Here is a 14596-nt window from a genome sequence, read left to right as displayed (position 1 = left end):
GTTATCAGCGCCCATCAGCGCCCCTCAGCGCCGCACTCGCCGCCAGACCCGCCAGCCCAGCAGCACCGCGAGGATGGTCCCGTAGACGATGGGCTCGACGAAGTTGTTCTTGCCGGCGCGCATCCAGATGAAGTGCATCAGCCCGATGATCGCGATCGCGTAGACGAGCTTGTGCAGCGCCTGCCAGCGCGGCGCGCCCAGCGCCTTGATCGCGCGATTGAACGAGGTGGCCGCCAGCGGCAGCAGCAGCACCCACGCGGTGAAGCCCATCAGGATGAAGGGCCGCTTGGCGATGTCGCGCAGGATCTCGCCAAGATCCAGCGACTTGTCCAGCCAGCCGTAGGCCAGCAGGTGCAGGCTGGCGTAGAAGAACGCGAACAGCCCCAGCATGCGGCGGAAACGCGCCAGCGCCGGCTGGTTCGTCCAGGTGCGCAGCGGCGTCACCGCCAGCGTGATCCACAGCAGCCGCAGCGCCCAGTCGCCCAGGCCGCGGATCAGCGTCTCGGCCGGGTTCGCGCCCAGCCGGTCGGCGAAGGCCCCGAACACGTACCAGGCCAGCGGCACCAGGCAGAGCACGAACAGCACGACCTTGGCCGCCGGATGCAGCAGGGGATGGCGGCGCGCGGGCGCGCGCCGGGGCAGGGCGGGGGAAGCGCTCATGCGATCAGGGCGTCAGAAGTTCTTCTTCAGGTCCATGCCGGCGTACAGCTGCCCGACCTGGGCCTCGTAGCCGTTGAACATCAGCGTCTGGCGGCGCTTGGCGAAGAGGCCGTCCTCGCCGATGCGGCGCTCGGTGGCCTGGCTCCAGCGGGGATGGTCGACGTTGGGATTCACGTTGGAGAAGAAGCCGTATTCCTGCTGCGCCGCCTTGGTCCAGCTGCTCACCGGCTGCTTCTCGACGAAGCGGATCTTGACGATGGACTTGGCCGACTTGAACCCGTACTTCCAGGGCACGACCAGTCGCAGCGGCGCGCCGTTCTGGTTGGGCAGCACCTCGCCGTACAGGCCGAAGGCCATCAGCGTGAGCGGATGCATGGCCTCGTCCAGGCGCAGGCCCTCGACATAGGGCCAGTCCAGCACGCCCGAGCGCACGCCCGGCATCTGCGCCTTGTCCGCCAGCGTCGTGAACTCGACGTACTTCGCCTTGCCGGTGGGCTCGGCCTTCTTGATCAGCTCCGACAGCGAGTAGCCCACCCACGGGATCACCATGGACCAGCCTTCCACGCAGCGCAGGCGATAGACGCGTTCCTCCATCGGCGCGACCTTGAGCAGGTCCTCCAGGCCGAAGCGGCCCGGCTTGGCGCATTCGCCCTCGATCACGACGGACCAGGGCCGCGGCTTGAGCGTGTGCGCGTTCTCGGCGGGATCGGCCTTGTCGGTGCCGAACTCGTAGAAGTTGTTGTAGGAGGTGACGTCCTTGTAGGCCGTCAACTTCTCCAGGACGTTGGCGCCGGCCACCGCGCTCTTGGCGCCCGGCAGCTTGGCCAGCTTGCCGGGTCCGGCGGTCTGGGCCTGGACGCCGTCGACCAGACCGCTCAACCCCAGCCCGGTGAGCCCGAGCGCGCCCGCGGACTTCAGCCAGGTGCGGCGGTCGTCGTAGACCTCGCGCGAGGCGATCTCGGAGGACGGGATGCGCGGGCCGTGGCGCGAGGAGTGGAAGTGCATGGCGGACCTTCAGGGGAGGGAAGGCCTGAACCTTACGCTCCCCGGACCGTCTTGACATGAAAGCGCGCTTAAGACCCCCGCCGGCCCCCCGCATCGCGGGGCCTCGCACGTGTCGCTACCTCGAAAGAGGGAAGGGCGGCGCCGGACCGAAGTCCGAGGCCGCCCTTCGAGGGAGGTCGCGTGGGCTTACAGCGTCCCGTACGAGTGCAGCCCCGACAGGAACATGTTGACGCCCAGGAAGGCGAAGGTCGTGACCAGCAGCCCGATCAGCGCCCACCACGCGCTGACCACGCCGCGCAGGCCCTTCATCAGGCGCATGTGCAGCCAGGCCGCGTAGTTCAGCCAGACGATCAGCGCCCAGGTCTCCTTCGGATCCCAGCTCCAGTAGCCGCCCCAGGCCTCGGCGGCCCAGAACGCGCCCAGGATCGTCGCGATCGTGAAGAACGCGAAGCCCAGCGCAATGGCCTTGTAGGCCAGGTCGTCCAGCGTCGACAGCGCCGGCAGCCGCGCCGTCAGCGGACCGCGCAACGCCACGCTCGCCGCCAGGAACACCGCCACGCCGGCCATCTTGCCGGCCCAGCCATTCAGGCCCGTGGCCGTCTCCGGCGACACGTTCGCGCCGAAGCGGAAGGCCAGCAGCACCAGCACCAGCCCCACCGGCACGCCGATCAGGCCGATCACCAGCGCGCGCGGCGTCGCCGTCTTCAGCAGGGTGGCCAGCGCCACCATCGCCGCCATCGCGAAGCTGCCGTAACCAATGAAGTTCGCCGGCACATGGATCTTCATCCACCAGCTCTGCAGCGCGGGCACCAGCGGCTGGATCTCGTGGGCGTCGCGCGCCACCGTGTACCAGAGCAGGAACCCCACCGCCGCGCTCACCACCAGCATCACGTAGGCGCCCAGCGCGCGCGTGGCGAAGCGCTGCTCGTAATAGAGGTACATCAGCGTGGTCAGCCACGTGAACAGCACGAAGACCTCATAGAGGTTGCTGACCGGGATGTGGCCGATGTCGGGCGCGATCTGGTGGCTCTCGAACCAGCGCACCATCGTCCCGATCAGCGCCATGCCCACCGCGCCCCAGGCCAGCCGCGTGCCGATCGCCTCGGCCGCGCTGTCGCCGCCGGCCTTCTTGAAGAAGCCCAGCCAGTAGAACAGCGTGCTCATCCACACCAGCACGCTCATCCACAGGATCGCGCTCTGGCTGGACAGCATGTACTTGAGGAAGGAGGTCTTCTCGCCCGCCGCGAGGTCCGCGCCGAAGCCGTCCGTCTGGCGCAGGTAGAGCTGGATCGCGAACAGGCTGGCCGCGCCCACGATCAGGCACAGCAGGCGCAGCGGCCGCCAGAACCAGCCCAGCGCGATCAGCGCCGGCGTCGCGCCCGCGAGGATGCCCTTCTCGTAGACATCCATCGAGGCCTGGTAGCGGCTGAACGCGAAGCCCGCGCCGATCAGCACCAGCGCCGCGAAGATCCAGTCGAACGCGTCACGCCCCTGGAAGTAGCCGCGCTTGCCGATCTGCAGCGAGCGCACGGGCGTGCCCTCGGGTGAGCCCGGCATCTGGGATGGCATCTGCGAATGCATCTGCGACGGCAGGCCCGACGGCAGGTGGGAGGAATCCGCGGTGGATGTGGTGCTGGTCATGTCAGGCCTCCTCATGCAGCAGGCGCTGCTTGAGCGATTCGAATTCGACGGGGAGCTCGGCGGTCTCGCGGTTGCTGGACAGCGCCATGCGCACCCGTGTCTGCTCGGGACGTCCCGGGGCGGCTTCCAGCCACAGCCACAGGCGCCGATCCTTGACGTAGAGCATCGCAAACACGCCGACGATCAGCAACACCGCTCCGAGGTAGACCAGCGTCTGGCCCGGCGCGCGCGTCACCTGGAACACGCTGGCCTGGACCTGCTGGTAATCGTCCAGCTGCATCACCACCGGCGCGGGATAGAACATCGCGTCCGACAGCGACAGCACCGCCTGCGTCATGAAGGCCTGCGTCGCGTCGCCGGGCTCGGGGCGCGGGCGGCCGAGCTGTTCCTCGGCCTGCTTGTGCAGCTCGAACAGGCTGCCGTTGAGGATGCGCAGCAGCACCTCGGACACGCGGCCGCGCTCAGGCTCCGGCACCTCGCGCTCGATGAACTGCGACAGCGCGGGCAGGCCGCCGAGCGCCGCGCCCTGCGCGGGCGTGTCCGCCTTGAGGCCCTCGGCGCCGGCGAACAGCGTCAGCGTGCGCAGCGCGGTGGCCTCGAGCTGGGCCTGCATCGCCGGTTTGTCCGTCGGGCTGGCGCCCAGCGCGTAATGCCGCGCGGCGAGCAGCCGTTGCGCCGGATCGGCCAGCACGCGGCGCAGCGCGAGCCAGCCCTCGAGGCTGTCCTTGCTGTCCACCGGCACGCGCAGGTAGCGGAAGCTGTCGGCCAGCGTGTCGCGCACGCCGAGCAGGTAGACGCGGTGGCCTTCGAGCTCCAGCGGGAACATGTAGTTGTTGTATTCGCGCGCCTGGCCGCTGGCGTCGCGCAGCTTGTAGCTGAAGGACGGGCCGACGTTGCGCAGTGTCTTCTTGTCGCTGACATTGGCGCCCGAGCCCAGGTGCTGCTCCAGGCGGCCGACCAGGTCGACCTTGCGGACATCGGCGCCCGACTTGTCCTTGCCATCGTCGGCGAAGTTCTCGACGTTGATCACGCGCAGGCCGGTGAACTCCAGCCCGTAGCTCTCGCCGTCCACGGTCAGCGTGGTGGTGCCGTTGACGCGGCCGTCCAGCGGCGTGTCATGCGCGGACTGCAGCGCCCGCAGCCTGAGCTTCAGACCCGAACCGCCGTCCTCGAAGCTGCTCTGGTACATCGTCACGCCGCGGTAGGTGAAGGGCTTGTTGACCTCGATCTTGGCCGTGTGGGTCGAGCCGTCCTGGCGGTCGTGCAGGACGATGTCGCTCGCGAACAGCTTGGGCATGCCCGTCGAGTAGTACTCGACGATGAACTTCTTGAGCTCGACATCGAAGGGCAGGTCCTGCACCACGACGCCGCTGGGCATGGAGATCAGCGCCGTCGAGGAGCGGCTGCCCTCGGGCACGTACAGGTTGCCGCGGAAGCTGGGATTGCCCGGCGAGAGCCGGTTCACCGGCGCGATCTGGTTGAGATCGGCGCCCTGGTAGATCTGCTTGCCCTGCGCCCACATGACGGCGCGCACGACCAGATCGCCGTCGAACAGCCCGCCCAGGCAGATCAGCACGATCGCCGAATGCGCGGCCAGGTAACCGATCTTGTGCGCCGAGCCCTTGCGCGCGCCGATCATGACGCCGCCATGGCGGACCTGCGCGCGGGCCTTCCAGCCCTCGGCGGCCAGCCAGGCATTGACCTGGCCCAGCGCCGCTTCCGGGTTCATGTGCAGGTAACCCAGCGCCTTGAGCTTGAAGGCCTGGATGGCCTGCTCGCGCATCGATTCCTTGAAGGTCTTCAGGTCGCGGAGGATCTTGGGCGTGTGGCGCGCGATGCACAGGCTCGTGGACACGACCAGGAAACCCAGCATCAGCAGGAACCACCACGCGCTGTAGACGGTGTAGAGGTCGACCTTGCCGAACAGCTCCGACCAGAACGGGCCGAACTGGTTGACGTAGTTGGTCATCGGCTGGCGCTGCTGCACCACGGTGCCGATCACGGAGGCGATGCACAGCACCGTCAGCAGCGCGATGGCGAAACGCATCGACGCCAGCAGCTCCAGCGCGTCGTCGAACGCGACGCGCAGGGTCGCGGCGGCCGCGGGCCGGGGGGGACGGTCGGGGGACTTCTCGGTCATGGCCGGCATTCTCGTTGCGTCGCGTGACCGATGGGGCGAGTGCCGGTTAAAGCGAAGGCCGGTGATCGGATCACCGGCCTCGTTCGTCGGGACTCTCCCCGAAAGGGGCGGTCCGCGCGCGGCCGCTCAGCGCAGGCCGGCGATGTAGTCGGAGACCGCCTTGATCTCGCGATCGCTCATCTTGGCGGCGATGGCCAGCATCTGCGGGCTGTTGGGGCGGCCGCCGGCGCGGAACGCCGTCAACTGGGCCTCGGTGTAGTCGCTGTGCTGGCCGCCCAGGCGCGGGTACTGGGCGGGGATGCCGGCGCCGTTGGGGCTGTGACAGCCGGCGCAGGCGGGGACCTGCTTGTCGGCGATGCCGCCGCGGTAGATCTTCTCGCCCAGCGTGATCAGCTCCTTGTTCTTGGCGAAGCCGGGCTTGCTGCCCTTGCTGGCGTAGAACGCGGAGACATTGCGGATGTCGTCATCGGACAGCGGCGCGGCCATGCCCGACATCACCGCGTTCTTGCGCTTGCCCGACTTGAACTCGTGCAATTGCTTGGCGAGGTAGTCGGCGTGCTGGCCGGCGATGATCGGATTGGCCGGGCTGCCCCGGGAGCCGTCCGCCGTGTGGCAGGCGGCGCAGACCTGGGAGCTGATGGCCTGACCCTTGGTGAGATCAGGCTTGGCGGATGCTTGCGGTTCGGCGGCGATGGCGGCGCCGGACATCAGAACCATACTCGACAACAAGAAAGCGGCAGTCTTCATGAATTGTTGAGGGTCGGGTGGGCGCAAGCGCGGGATCTTACAATGGCACCTCTTTTGAGCCCCGCAGCGCGATGACCGATTCCAACAAGAAACCCGCCTCTTCGGCCCCAGGGAAACCCGCAGGCCGTGTCGCGGGGCGCGCGGGAGCCCCCAAGAAGAAGCAACCGCCCAAGCAGGGCCCTGGGAAAACCGGCATGCGCGCCGCCGCCAAGGCGCGCGCCAAGGCCACCGAGAAGGCCAAGGCGCAAGGCCTGCCCCCGCCGCCCAAGCTCGTCAGCACCGAAGCGCTGACCCCGGGCAAGCGGGCGTTGGCCTGGACCCACACAGCGCGCTTCCTGACCACCGCCAGCCAGCTCCGGCACCTGCCGGTCAACGGCGTGCTGCCCGAGGACGCCAAGGCGCGCGAAGCCGCGCAGGCCGAGGCGGACGACCTGGACGACGAGTTCCTCGATGACGCCGACGTCGGCGCGCCCGAGGGCGACGAAGGCTCGGCGCTGGCCGGCGAGGGCGAGGCGCTCGCCCAAGACCTGGCGCCACGCCGGCTGCCGGAGATCGCGTTCGTCGGACGTTCCAACGCCGGCAAGTCCACCGCGGTGAACACGCTGGCGCAGCAGAAGCGCCTGGCCTTCGCGTCCAAGACGCCGGGCCGCACGCAACACATCAATCTGTTCGCGGTGGGACCGCGCGACGCGCCCGACGCGTTGTTCGCCGACCTGCCCGGTTACGGCTACGCCGCCGTGGCACGCGACGCGAAGCTGCGCTGGCAGCGCGTGATGGCCGATTACCTGAGCCAGCGCGAGTCGCTGTCGGGCGTCGTGCTGATGGTGGATTCGCGGCTGGGCCTGACCGACCTGGACAAGCAGCTGCTGGAGTTCGTCTCCGACCGCGTCACCGCCGGCGAGGTCAGCCTGCTGGTCGTGCTGACCAAGGCCGACAAGCTCAACCGCAAGGAAGGCGCGGCCATCCTCGCGCAGGTCCAGAAGGACATCGCCGTCCTGGCGACCGAGGACTCGGACATCGGCATCACCCTGTTCTCGGCGCTGAGCAAGCAGGGCCTCGAGGACGTCGCCGAGGTCATCTACGACTGGGCCCACGCGGAGCCGCGCGCCCCGTACTCGGAAGAGGATGAGGGCGAGGATGAAGCGGCGTCGGATGACGCCTGTCAGGCCTGAGGCCTCTCAAGTCCAGGACCGCCCCTAGCCCTTGCCCTCTCCCGCCGCTGCGCGGGCGAGGGGGCCATTCGGGCCCCTTGTGATTCACGGCCGGCCGATGAAGACGTAGAACGCCGTGCCGCCCTTGGGCGCGTAGCCGATGCCGACGTACAGCGGACCGAGCCCAGTGTCCGATCCCAGGAAGATGCTGCTCGCGTAGCGCATGTCCTTGACGCTGATGTCTCGGCGCGAGAGCCAGGTGTTGCCCGCCTCCAGCGTGCCGCCGACGAAGAAGCCGCGTGACAGGAACGGGTTGTCGTTGAGCCGCCGGTAGTAGGTCGCCCGCGTGAACAGCAGCGAGTTGCCGCTGAGCTGGTTCGGGTTGTAGCCCGACAGCTGATGGAAGCCCCCCAGCGTGTAGCCGCCCAGTCCCGTATCGTCCGGCTGCTGCGAGGCCACCGCGCGCGCGTACAGGCTGACCGTGTGACCGCCGAAGCTGCGCACCAGGTTGCCGTCCATGTTCAGGCGCAGGAAACGTCCGCTGGCCAGGTTGCGGTTGTCCTGCCGGCCGCCCTGGGCCTCCGCGGTGAAGCGATAGCCGTGCTGCGGGAAGTTCGCGTAATCGAGCTGGTCCACCACCGTGCGCAGCCGGAAGCCGCGCTCGTAGCTGGTCCATCGCAGCTGGCCCATGGCCGGCGTGGCCACGGTGATCAGGTCCGGCCGCGCATGCCGGATCTGGCTCAGCACCCCCAGGCGCACCTCGCCCCAGCGGCCCCAGGGCTGACCCAGGTCGAAGCCGATCGCCGCGTCGCGCCGCACCAGCCGGGCCTGACCCAGGCTGGCGTTGTCCGGGTCGTTGTCGTCATAGACGATCTGCTTGCGCTGGTTGGCCTCGGCCCAGCCGCTCACGAACCAGTCATCGGCCACGCCCAGCTTGAGCCCCAGCGGGTGGTAGAGCTCGGTGTACAGGCGCGGCGTCTCGCCGATCGTGACCTGGTTGCGCCACTCGGTGCCCTTGTCGGTCAGCCAGTGGCGGTTGTGGCTCAGCCGCAGGTTGAAGAAGCTGTCGCCGCCGGAGTCGGTCGACAGGTCCATGCCGACGCGGAAATAGTTGGGGCCCCAGGGCTTGTCCTCCATGTTGAAGACCAGCGTCTCGCCGTCGGGGCGTTGCTCGACGTGATAGTCCACGCGGTTGTAGTCGCCGCTGGAGGACAGGAAACGCATGTCGCGCTCCGCCGTCTCGTTGTTGAAGGGCTGCCCGGGCCTGGATTCCAGCTGGCTGCGGAAGCGCTCGGGATTGGTGTTGTCCGAGCCCTCGAACTTCACCGCCGTGATGAACACGCCCGGCGCCTTCGTGCCGATGCGCGCGATCTGCCAGTCGGCGTAGGTCTTGTCGTCGACCGCGTAGGCGCGCAGCTGCGGGAGCAGCGCCTCGGCCGCTTCCTCGCCGGCGCGGATGAGCGCCTTGACCTTGTCGAAGTCGCCCGACGTCAGCTTGCCGAGCTGCGGCGTGATCAGCAGGTCTTCCCCGGCGGACATGCTGGCGATGGAGCGCTGCACGTTCTGCTCGGTCAGGATGTTGATCATCTGCGCCGTCAGTCCGATCAGCGAGTTCAGCGTCTCGCGGCCGCCCACCGGGGTGCCGACGTTGACGGCGATCAGCCGGGTGGCGCCCATCTCCCTCGCGACGTCCACGGGCAGGTTGTTGACCAGGCCACCGTCGCCCAGGATGCGGTCTTCCCATTCGACCGGCGCGAACACGCCCGGCACGCTCATGCTGGAGCGCAGCGCCAGCGCGAGATCGCCTTCGGCCAGGACGCGCTCGCGGCCGTTCTCCATGTCGGTGGCGACCGCGCGGAAGGGCGTGGGCAACTGATCGAACTGGCGGACGTTGCGCACCGGCAGCGTGAGCCGGCGCAGCAGCGCCTCCAGTCCCCGGCTGGACAAGGTGCCGGTGGGCACGCGGACCTCGCCGTCGCGCAGACCGAATTCGATCGTCGCGGAGAACTCGAAGTCCTCCTCCTTGCGGCGCTGCGACAGGTCCTGGCGGTCGACGCGGCTGGCGAAGAGCCGGTCCCAGGCGATGCGCGAGAGCTCGCGGTCGAGGTCGTCGGCGGTCATGCCGCTCGCGTACAGGCCGCCGATGATGGCGCCCATGGACGTGCCGGTGACGATGTCCACCGGGATGCGCTCGCGCTCCAGCACCTTGAGCACACCCACATGCGCCAGGCCGCGCGCGCCGCCACCCGACAGTACGAGCCCGAGCCGCGGGCGCTGGGCCTGATCGGCGGCGGGCGTGGCCACGGTCCGGCCGGGCGCCGGATTGGGCGGCACGGTCTGGGCCTGGACCGCCGACAGCGAGAAGGCGGCGATCAGCGGCAGCGCGAGGACGCGCGAGGAACGGAGGACTCGGAACACGGCGGGCATGGAGCGTCGGGACAACGAAGCAGCCCCGCGGCGATGGCGCGAGGCGGGCGCATTGTGACCTGAAGCAGCCTGACCAGCAGGAGCCCCTTGCCGGATTCAAGCGCCGTTCAGCGGTGCCGCAACGGCCGGGCAGGTGCCCGGCCCGTGGGCGTCAGCGGTCGTTGCCGTTGGGTGGGGCGCGGTCCAGGTCCAGCATCAGCGTGCCGATGGCGCGCTGCAGCAGCGGCGCGTCCTCGAGCTGCGTGATCAGGCCGTTGGCCACGAGCTGCTCGAGCGCGCCGCGCGTCATCGAATGGCGCTCGTCCGGCATCTGGCCGACGAAGAGGAACATCTGCCGGCTGTCGCTGATCCACGCGATCTGCGCGGTGATCCATTCGCTCTGCAGGAACAGGTGGTACCAGCCGCCGATCTGCAGCCCGGCCATCCAATCCTGGAGCGCGGCCCGCGCGTGCGGCGAATGTTCCTCGCTGTACAGCGCCACCGGCACCGTCGGCAACTGGCCGCGGTCCACGCGCTCATGCGCCCAGCGCGAGGGCAGTTGCGATTCGCGCTCGTCGAGCAGCTGCTGGAGCAGCTCCTCGGGCGTGAGCGCCGGGCGGCGAGGGGCCGGAGGCGCCGGCACGGCCGGTTCCTCGACCGCCGGCAGGCCGCGCAGCACGCGGCCGTGCTGGCGCATCAGTTCATCCAGGAAGGTCTGACGCTGCATCGGCGGCAACGCGATCGCGTCCATGCCGCGTTCCAGCGCGCGGACCAGGTCCGGCAACTGGCCGCGCAGGCGCTGGCGAGCGGCTTCATCCGGTTGCGGCGACACGCTGTTCAACAGCGCGTCCACCAGTTCGATGTAGGTCTGCGGCTCCACCGCGTCGCGGCCGTGCTGGACCATCGCCTGCGCGATGACCTCGACCCAGGGGCCGAGCAGGAAGCGTCTCATCAGCTTGCCCGCACGGGCGTCGTCGAGCTGATGCTGAAGCTGGTCGCGCAGCATCCGCTGCCATTCCTGGCGCTGCTGCTCGCGGTCCAGGCGCTCCAGCGCCACGGCGCTGCGCTGGCCGCGGGCCTCGGCCTGGGCGCGGATGTGCGCGTCGACCTCGGTCAGCGCCTGCTGGAACTGCATCGCCGCCGGATGGGCGCTGTCCAGCAGCGGCTGGATCACGCGTTCGAGGAACTGCAGGAAGCTCTTGAGCTCGGCGTCGTCGGCACGCTGGAAGCCGGCGCCGTGCGCGGCGATGCGGTTCAGCAACTGCCAGGTCGGATGGTCCTGGCGGCGCAGCAGCGTCGCGTCCGTCTTGGACAGGCGCACGATCGCCACCTGCAGGCGGCCCATCAACACCTTGAGCGGCGGCTGCAGGCTGTCGTCGGCCAGGATCTGGTCGTACAGGCGCGACAGCAGGTCGGTGCCCGGCGCGCCGACGCCCGGACCCAGCCGAGGCGGTGCGGACGTCGATCCCGATCCCGATCCCGACCCCGATCCCGCAACCAGCGGCTGCCCGCGTGCGGGGCCGAGCTCGGCGGCGCGCGTGTTCATCAGGTCGAGCTTCAGCGCGACCTGGTCCAGCGTCGCCTTCGGCGCGGGGGCCTCGGTGATGCTCTTGAACTGGCGCTGGCGCAGGTCCGATTCCTTCAGCGCCGCGCCATGGCTGGTCAGCATGCCGCTGATCTGCGCCTGACGCAGGCTCTGACACAGCGAGGCGTAGACCGGCTGCAGGTGTGTGGCCAGCGGCAGCGCGGCCACGCGCATCAGCGCGTAACGGCCCTCCGCGTCCAGGTCCACGCCCTCGACCGCGCGCGAGAGCGCATGCGCGAACAGCGCGGCCCGCAGCGGGTTGTCGTTCTTCAACGGGCGGGCGATGCCGCGCAGCGCCGCGAAGAAGTTGCCCAGCTGGTGGAGCTCGGCGCGGGACTGGTCCTCGATCGCCGTGATCACATGCGACAGCGCCACGTCCTTGAGCGCCTGGCCCTCGTCGACCAAGCTGAACGAGAAGTCGCCGCCCGAGGCACGCGCCGGCGCCTTGTCGCGCTGGATCGGATCGCCGCCGTCGCGGGCGATGGCCAGCAGCCGGGACAGCGAGGCCTCGAAGTCGGCGGCGAAGCTCGCGCGGCGCTTCGACCACCCCGCCAGCAACTGGTGGTATTCGAGGCGGCTCTTGAGTTCGTCCTGAAGGCCGTTGTACAGCCCATGCGCCAGCGAGGGCGCGTGGGCCAGGGCCTCGTCGACCAGGGTTTGCAATGAGAGCGAAGACGCTTGGACCATCATTTGTGACAAGTTGTCAGCCGCATTATGGTCGCCCCCGATTCAGGTGACATCCCCTGGGGCACGGGGCCGTGCGGACTGGGGAAAGCGTGATGGCCGGACCGAGGTCCGACGAGCGGGGCGCCAACGATTCTGGGCGATTCACGCACCGCCAGCGGGCAAGGCGGACGCCCAAAGCGTATCCAAGAGAAACAGGTCCACGGCTCCGTGCACACCCGCAGCGCGCGGCCATGAAAAAAGGGGTCGCCGAAGCGACCCCTTTCTGGTGAGCGATGACGACCGGCGCCGGGCGCCGGTCATCGGGCTCGGCCGGACCTTACATGTCCATGCCCATGCCGCCCATGCCGCCGGGCATGGCCGGGCCGGCGGACTCGTCCTTCGGTGCTTCGGCGACCATGCACTCGGTCGTCAGCATCAGCGACGCCACGGAAGCGGCGTTCTGCAGGGCGGTGCGGGTGACCTTGGTCGGGTCCAGGATGCCCATCTCGATCATGTCGCCATACGTGCCGTTGGCCGCGTTGTAGCCGTGGTTGCCCGAACCGGCCAGCACGCTGTTCACGACGACCGACGATTCCTCGCCGGCGTTGTAGACGATCTCGCGCAGCGGGGCTTCGATGGCCTTCAGGATCAGCTTGATGCCGGCGTCCTGGTCGGCGTTGTCGCCCTTGATGGTGCCAGCGGCCTGACGGGCGCGCAGCAGCGCGACGCCGCCGCCAGCCACGATGCCTTCTTCAACGGCGGCACGGGTGGCGTGCAGCGCGTCTTCGACACGGGCCTTCTTTTCCTTCATCTCGACTTCGGTGGCGGCACCGACCTTGATGACGGCGACGCCACCGGCCAGCTTGGCCACGCGCTCTTGCAGCTTCTCGCGGTCGTAATCGCTGGTGGCTTCCTCGATCTGGACGCGGATCTGCTTGACGCGCGCTTCGATGTCGCCGGCGGAACCGTTGCCGTCGATGACGGTGGTGTTTTCCTTGCCCACTTCGACGCGCTTGGCCTGGCCCAGGTCAGCCAGCGTGACCTTCTCCAGCGACATGCCGACTTCCTCGGCGATGACCTTGCCGCCGGTCAGGATGGCGATGTCTTCCAGCATGGCCTTGCGGCGGTCGCCGAAGCCCGGGGCCTTCACGGCGACGACCTTCAGGATGCCGCGGATGGTGTTGACCACCAGCGTGGCCAGCGCTTCGCCGTCGACTTCTTCAGCAATGATCAGCAGCGGGCGGCCCGACTTGGCGACGGCTTCCAGCGTCGGCAGCAGGTCACGGATGTTGCTGATCTTCTTGTCGTAGAGCAGGACAAACGGGTTGTCCAGGATCGCCGACTGCTTTTCCGGGTTGTTGATGAAGTACGGCGACAGGTAGCCGCGGTCGAACTGCATGCCCTCGACGATGTCGAGTTCGTTTTCCAGGCTCTTGCCGTCTTCGACGGTGATGACGCCTTCCTTGCCGACCTTGTCCATCGCCTTGGCGATGATCTCGCCGACGTCCGCGTCGGAGTTGGCGGAGATGGTGCCGACCTGGGCGATTTCCTTGGAGGTCGTGGTGGCCTTGGAGGCGGCCTTCAGCTGGGCGACCAGGGCCGCTACGGCCTTGTCGATACCGCGCTTCAGGTCCATCGGGTTCATGCCCGCGGCCACGTACTTCATGCCTTCGCGGACGATGGCCTGGGCCAGCACGGTGGCGGTGGTGGTGCCGTCACCGGCGTTGTCCGAGGTCTTGGAAGCGACTTCCTTGACCATCTGGGCGCCCATGTTCTGGAGCTTGTCCTTGAGCTCGATTTCCTTGGCGACGGACACGCCGTCCTTGGTCACGGTGGGGGCGCCGAAGGAGCGCTCCAGGACCACGTTGCGACCCTTGGGGCCCAGGGTGACCTTGACCGCGTTGGCCAGGATGTTCACGCCTTCGACCATGCGGGCACGGGCTTCGCCGCCGAAGACCACGTCTTTTGCTGCCATGAGAATTTCTCCGAAATCTGACTATGAATTTGCTGCCACGCTGACGCTCAGGTCATTGCCGAGGAAAGCGTAGCGAGCGGTGCGCGGGCTAGGAGGCAGGAGCGGAGGGACCGGAACGTACTTGGGTACGTGAGGATCCCGAGCACCGCCCGACGACGCCAGCGTGCCGCGCAGTAGCTTTACTTGGCGATGACGGCGAAGAGGTCTTCCTCGCGCATCACCAGCAGCTCTTCGCCATCGACCTTGACGGACTGGCCGCTGTACTTGCCGAAAAGGACGCGGTCGCCGACGGCGACGTTCAGGGCGACGAATTCACCCTTGTCGTTGCGCTTGCCCGGGCCGACTGCCAGCACCTCGCCCTGGTCGGGCTTCTCGGCGGCGTTGTCGGGGATGACGATGCCGGAGGCTGTCTTGGTTTCGTTTTCCAGGCGCTTAACGATCACGCGATCGTGCAGAGGACGCAGTTTCATCAGATCTCCTTGACTGTGCGGACTTGCTGTCAGGGCCCGCCGTGCGTGGATCGCACCGGCCAGCCCCCTCACAAGAAGTAAGCCCCGCGACCCAGGCCGTGGGGCTTGTTAGCACTCGACCTTCGCGAGTGCTAGCAGGAGATTATATGG

Annotated in this window: 10 protein-coding genes; 1 reads left to right on the top strand and 9 read right to left on the bottom strand. The window is 68.5% G+C overall.

Annotated features, from left to right (window positions below; translation table 11 throughout):
* Nucleotides 1–24: 24 nt before the first annotated feature.
* The 5 genes from ACNI65_RS18840 to ACNI65_RS18820 all read right to left on the bottom strand — a co-directional run bounded on the left by ACNI65_RS18840 (nt 25) and on the right by ACNI65_RS18820 (nt 6154).
* Entirely contained in the window at nt 25–660 is a 636-nt protein-coding gene (locus ACNI65_RS18840) for a sulfite oxidase heme-binding subunit YedZ (RefSeq protein ID WP_416758629.1), read from the bottom strand.
* Between the two features lie 12 nt (nt 661–672).
* Complete coding sequence (gene msrP / locus ACNI65_RS18835) at nt 673–1665, bottom strand: protein-methionine-sulfoxide reductase catalytic subunit MsrP (RefSeq protein ID WP_416758628.1); 993 nt, start codon at nt 1663–1665, stop codon at nt 673–675.
* 186 nt (nt 1666–1851) lie between these two features.
* The gene (ccsB, locus tag ACNI65_RS18830) at nt 1852–3222 is read right to left on the bottom strand and encodes a c-type cytochrome biogenesis protein CcsB (protein WP_416763654.1); all 1371 of its coding nucleotides are present in this window, start codon (nt 3220–3222) and stop codon (nt 1852–1854) included.
* 85 nt (nt 3223–3307) lie between these two features.
* On the bottom strand, nt 3308–5446 hold the full coding sequence (locus ACNI65_RS18825; protein ID WP_416758627.1) for a cytochrome c biogenesis protein ResB: 2139 nt from the start codon (nt 5444–5446) through the stop codon (nt 3308–3310).
* A gap of 126 nt (nt 5447–5572) precedes the next feature.
* A complete protein-coding gene (locus tag ACNI65_RS18820) occupies nt 5573–6154 on the bottom strand; it encodes a c-type cytochrome (RefSeq protein ID WP_416758626.1) in 582 nt (193 codons plus the stop codon).
* A 233-nt stretch (nt 6155–6387) separates the two neighbouring features.
* On the opposite strand from ACNI65_RS18820, the gene yihA reads away from it, so the two are divergent.
* Complete coding sequence (gene yihA / locus ACNI65_RS18815; protein WP_416758624.1) at nt 6388–7365, top strand: ribosome biogenesis GTP-binding protein YihA/YsxC; 978 nt, start codon at nt 6388–6390, stop codon at nt 7363–7365.
* 84 nt (nt 7366–7449) lie between these two features.
* Here the strand turns inward: yihA and ACNI65_RS18810 are convergent, their stop codons facing one another.
* The 4 genes from ACNI65_RS18810 to groES form a co-directional block, all read right to left on the bottom strand.
* On the bottom strand, nt 7450–9762 hold the full coding sequence (locus tag ACNI65_RS18810) for a patatin-like phospholipase family protein (protein ID WP_416758623.1): 2313 nt from the start codon (nt 9760–9762) through the stop codon (nt 7450–7452).
* Nucleotides 9763–9922: 160 nt separating this feature from the next.
* A complete protein-coding gene (locus tag ACNI65_RS18805; protein ID WP_416758622.1) occupies nt 9923–11998 on the bottom strand; it encodes a DUF1631 family protein in 2076 nt (691 codons plus the stop codon).
* 340 nt (nt 11999–12338) lie between these two features.
* Nucleotides 12339–13976 carry a chaperonin GroEL gene (gene groL, locus ACNI65_RS18800; protein ID WP_416758621.1) on the bottom strand — a complete coding sequence of 546 codons (1638 nt, stop codon included), beginning with the start codon at nt 13974–13976 and terminating at the stop codon, nt 12339–12341.
* Between the two features lie 179 nt (nt 13977–14155).
* On the bottom strand, nt 14156–14446 hold the full coding sequence (gene groES / locus ACNI65_RS18795; protein ID WP_416758620.1) for a co-chaperone GroES: 291 nt from the start codon (nt 14444–14446) through the stop codon (nt 14156–14158).
* Nucleotides 14447–14596: the final 150 nt, after the last annotated feature.

The organism is Roseateles sp. So40a (assembly GCF_048081605.1).
Taxonomy (GTDB): Bacteria; Pseudomonadota; Gammaproteobacteria; order Burkholderiales; family Burkholderiaceae_C; genus Roseateles.
This window is presented reverse-complemented; position numbering and strand designations above follow the sequence as displayed.

Coding starts and splice junctions, on each gene's coding strand:
- groL (WP_416758621.1), bottom strand. CDS start 13,976: ATGGCAGCAAAAGACGTGGTCTTCGGCGGCGAAGCCCGTGCCCGCATG.
- yihA (WP_416758624.1), top strand. CDS start 6,388: ATGCGCGCCGCCGCCAAGGCGCGCGCCAAGGCCACCGAGAAGGCCAAG.
- ACNI65_RS18840 (WP_416758629.1), bottom strand. CDS start 660: ATGAGCGCTTCCCCCGCCCTGCCCCGGCGCGCGCCCGCGCGCCGCCAT.
- ACNI65_RS18825 (WP_416758627.1), bottom strand. CDS start 5,446: ATGACCGAGAAGTCCCCCGACCGTCCCCCCCGGCCCGCGGCCGCCGCG.
- groES (WP_416758620.1), bottom strand. CDS start 14,446: ATGAAACTGCGTCCTCTGCACGATCGCGTGATCGTTAAGCGCCTGGAA.
- ccsB (WP_416763654.1), bottom strand. CDS start 3,222: ATGCCGGGCTCACCCGAGGGCACGCCCGTGCGCTCGCTGCAGATCGGC.
- ACNI65_RS18820 (WP_416758626.1), bottom strand. CDS start 6,154: ATGTCCGGCGCCGCCATCGCCGCCGAACCGCAAGCATCCGCCAAGCCT.
- msrP (WP_416758628.1), bottom strand. CDS start 1,665: ATGCACTTCCACTCCTCGCGCCACGGCCCGCGCATCCCGTCCTCCGAG.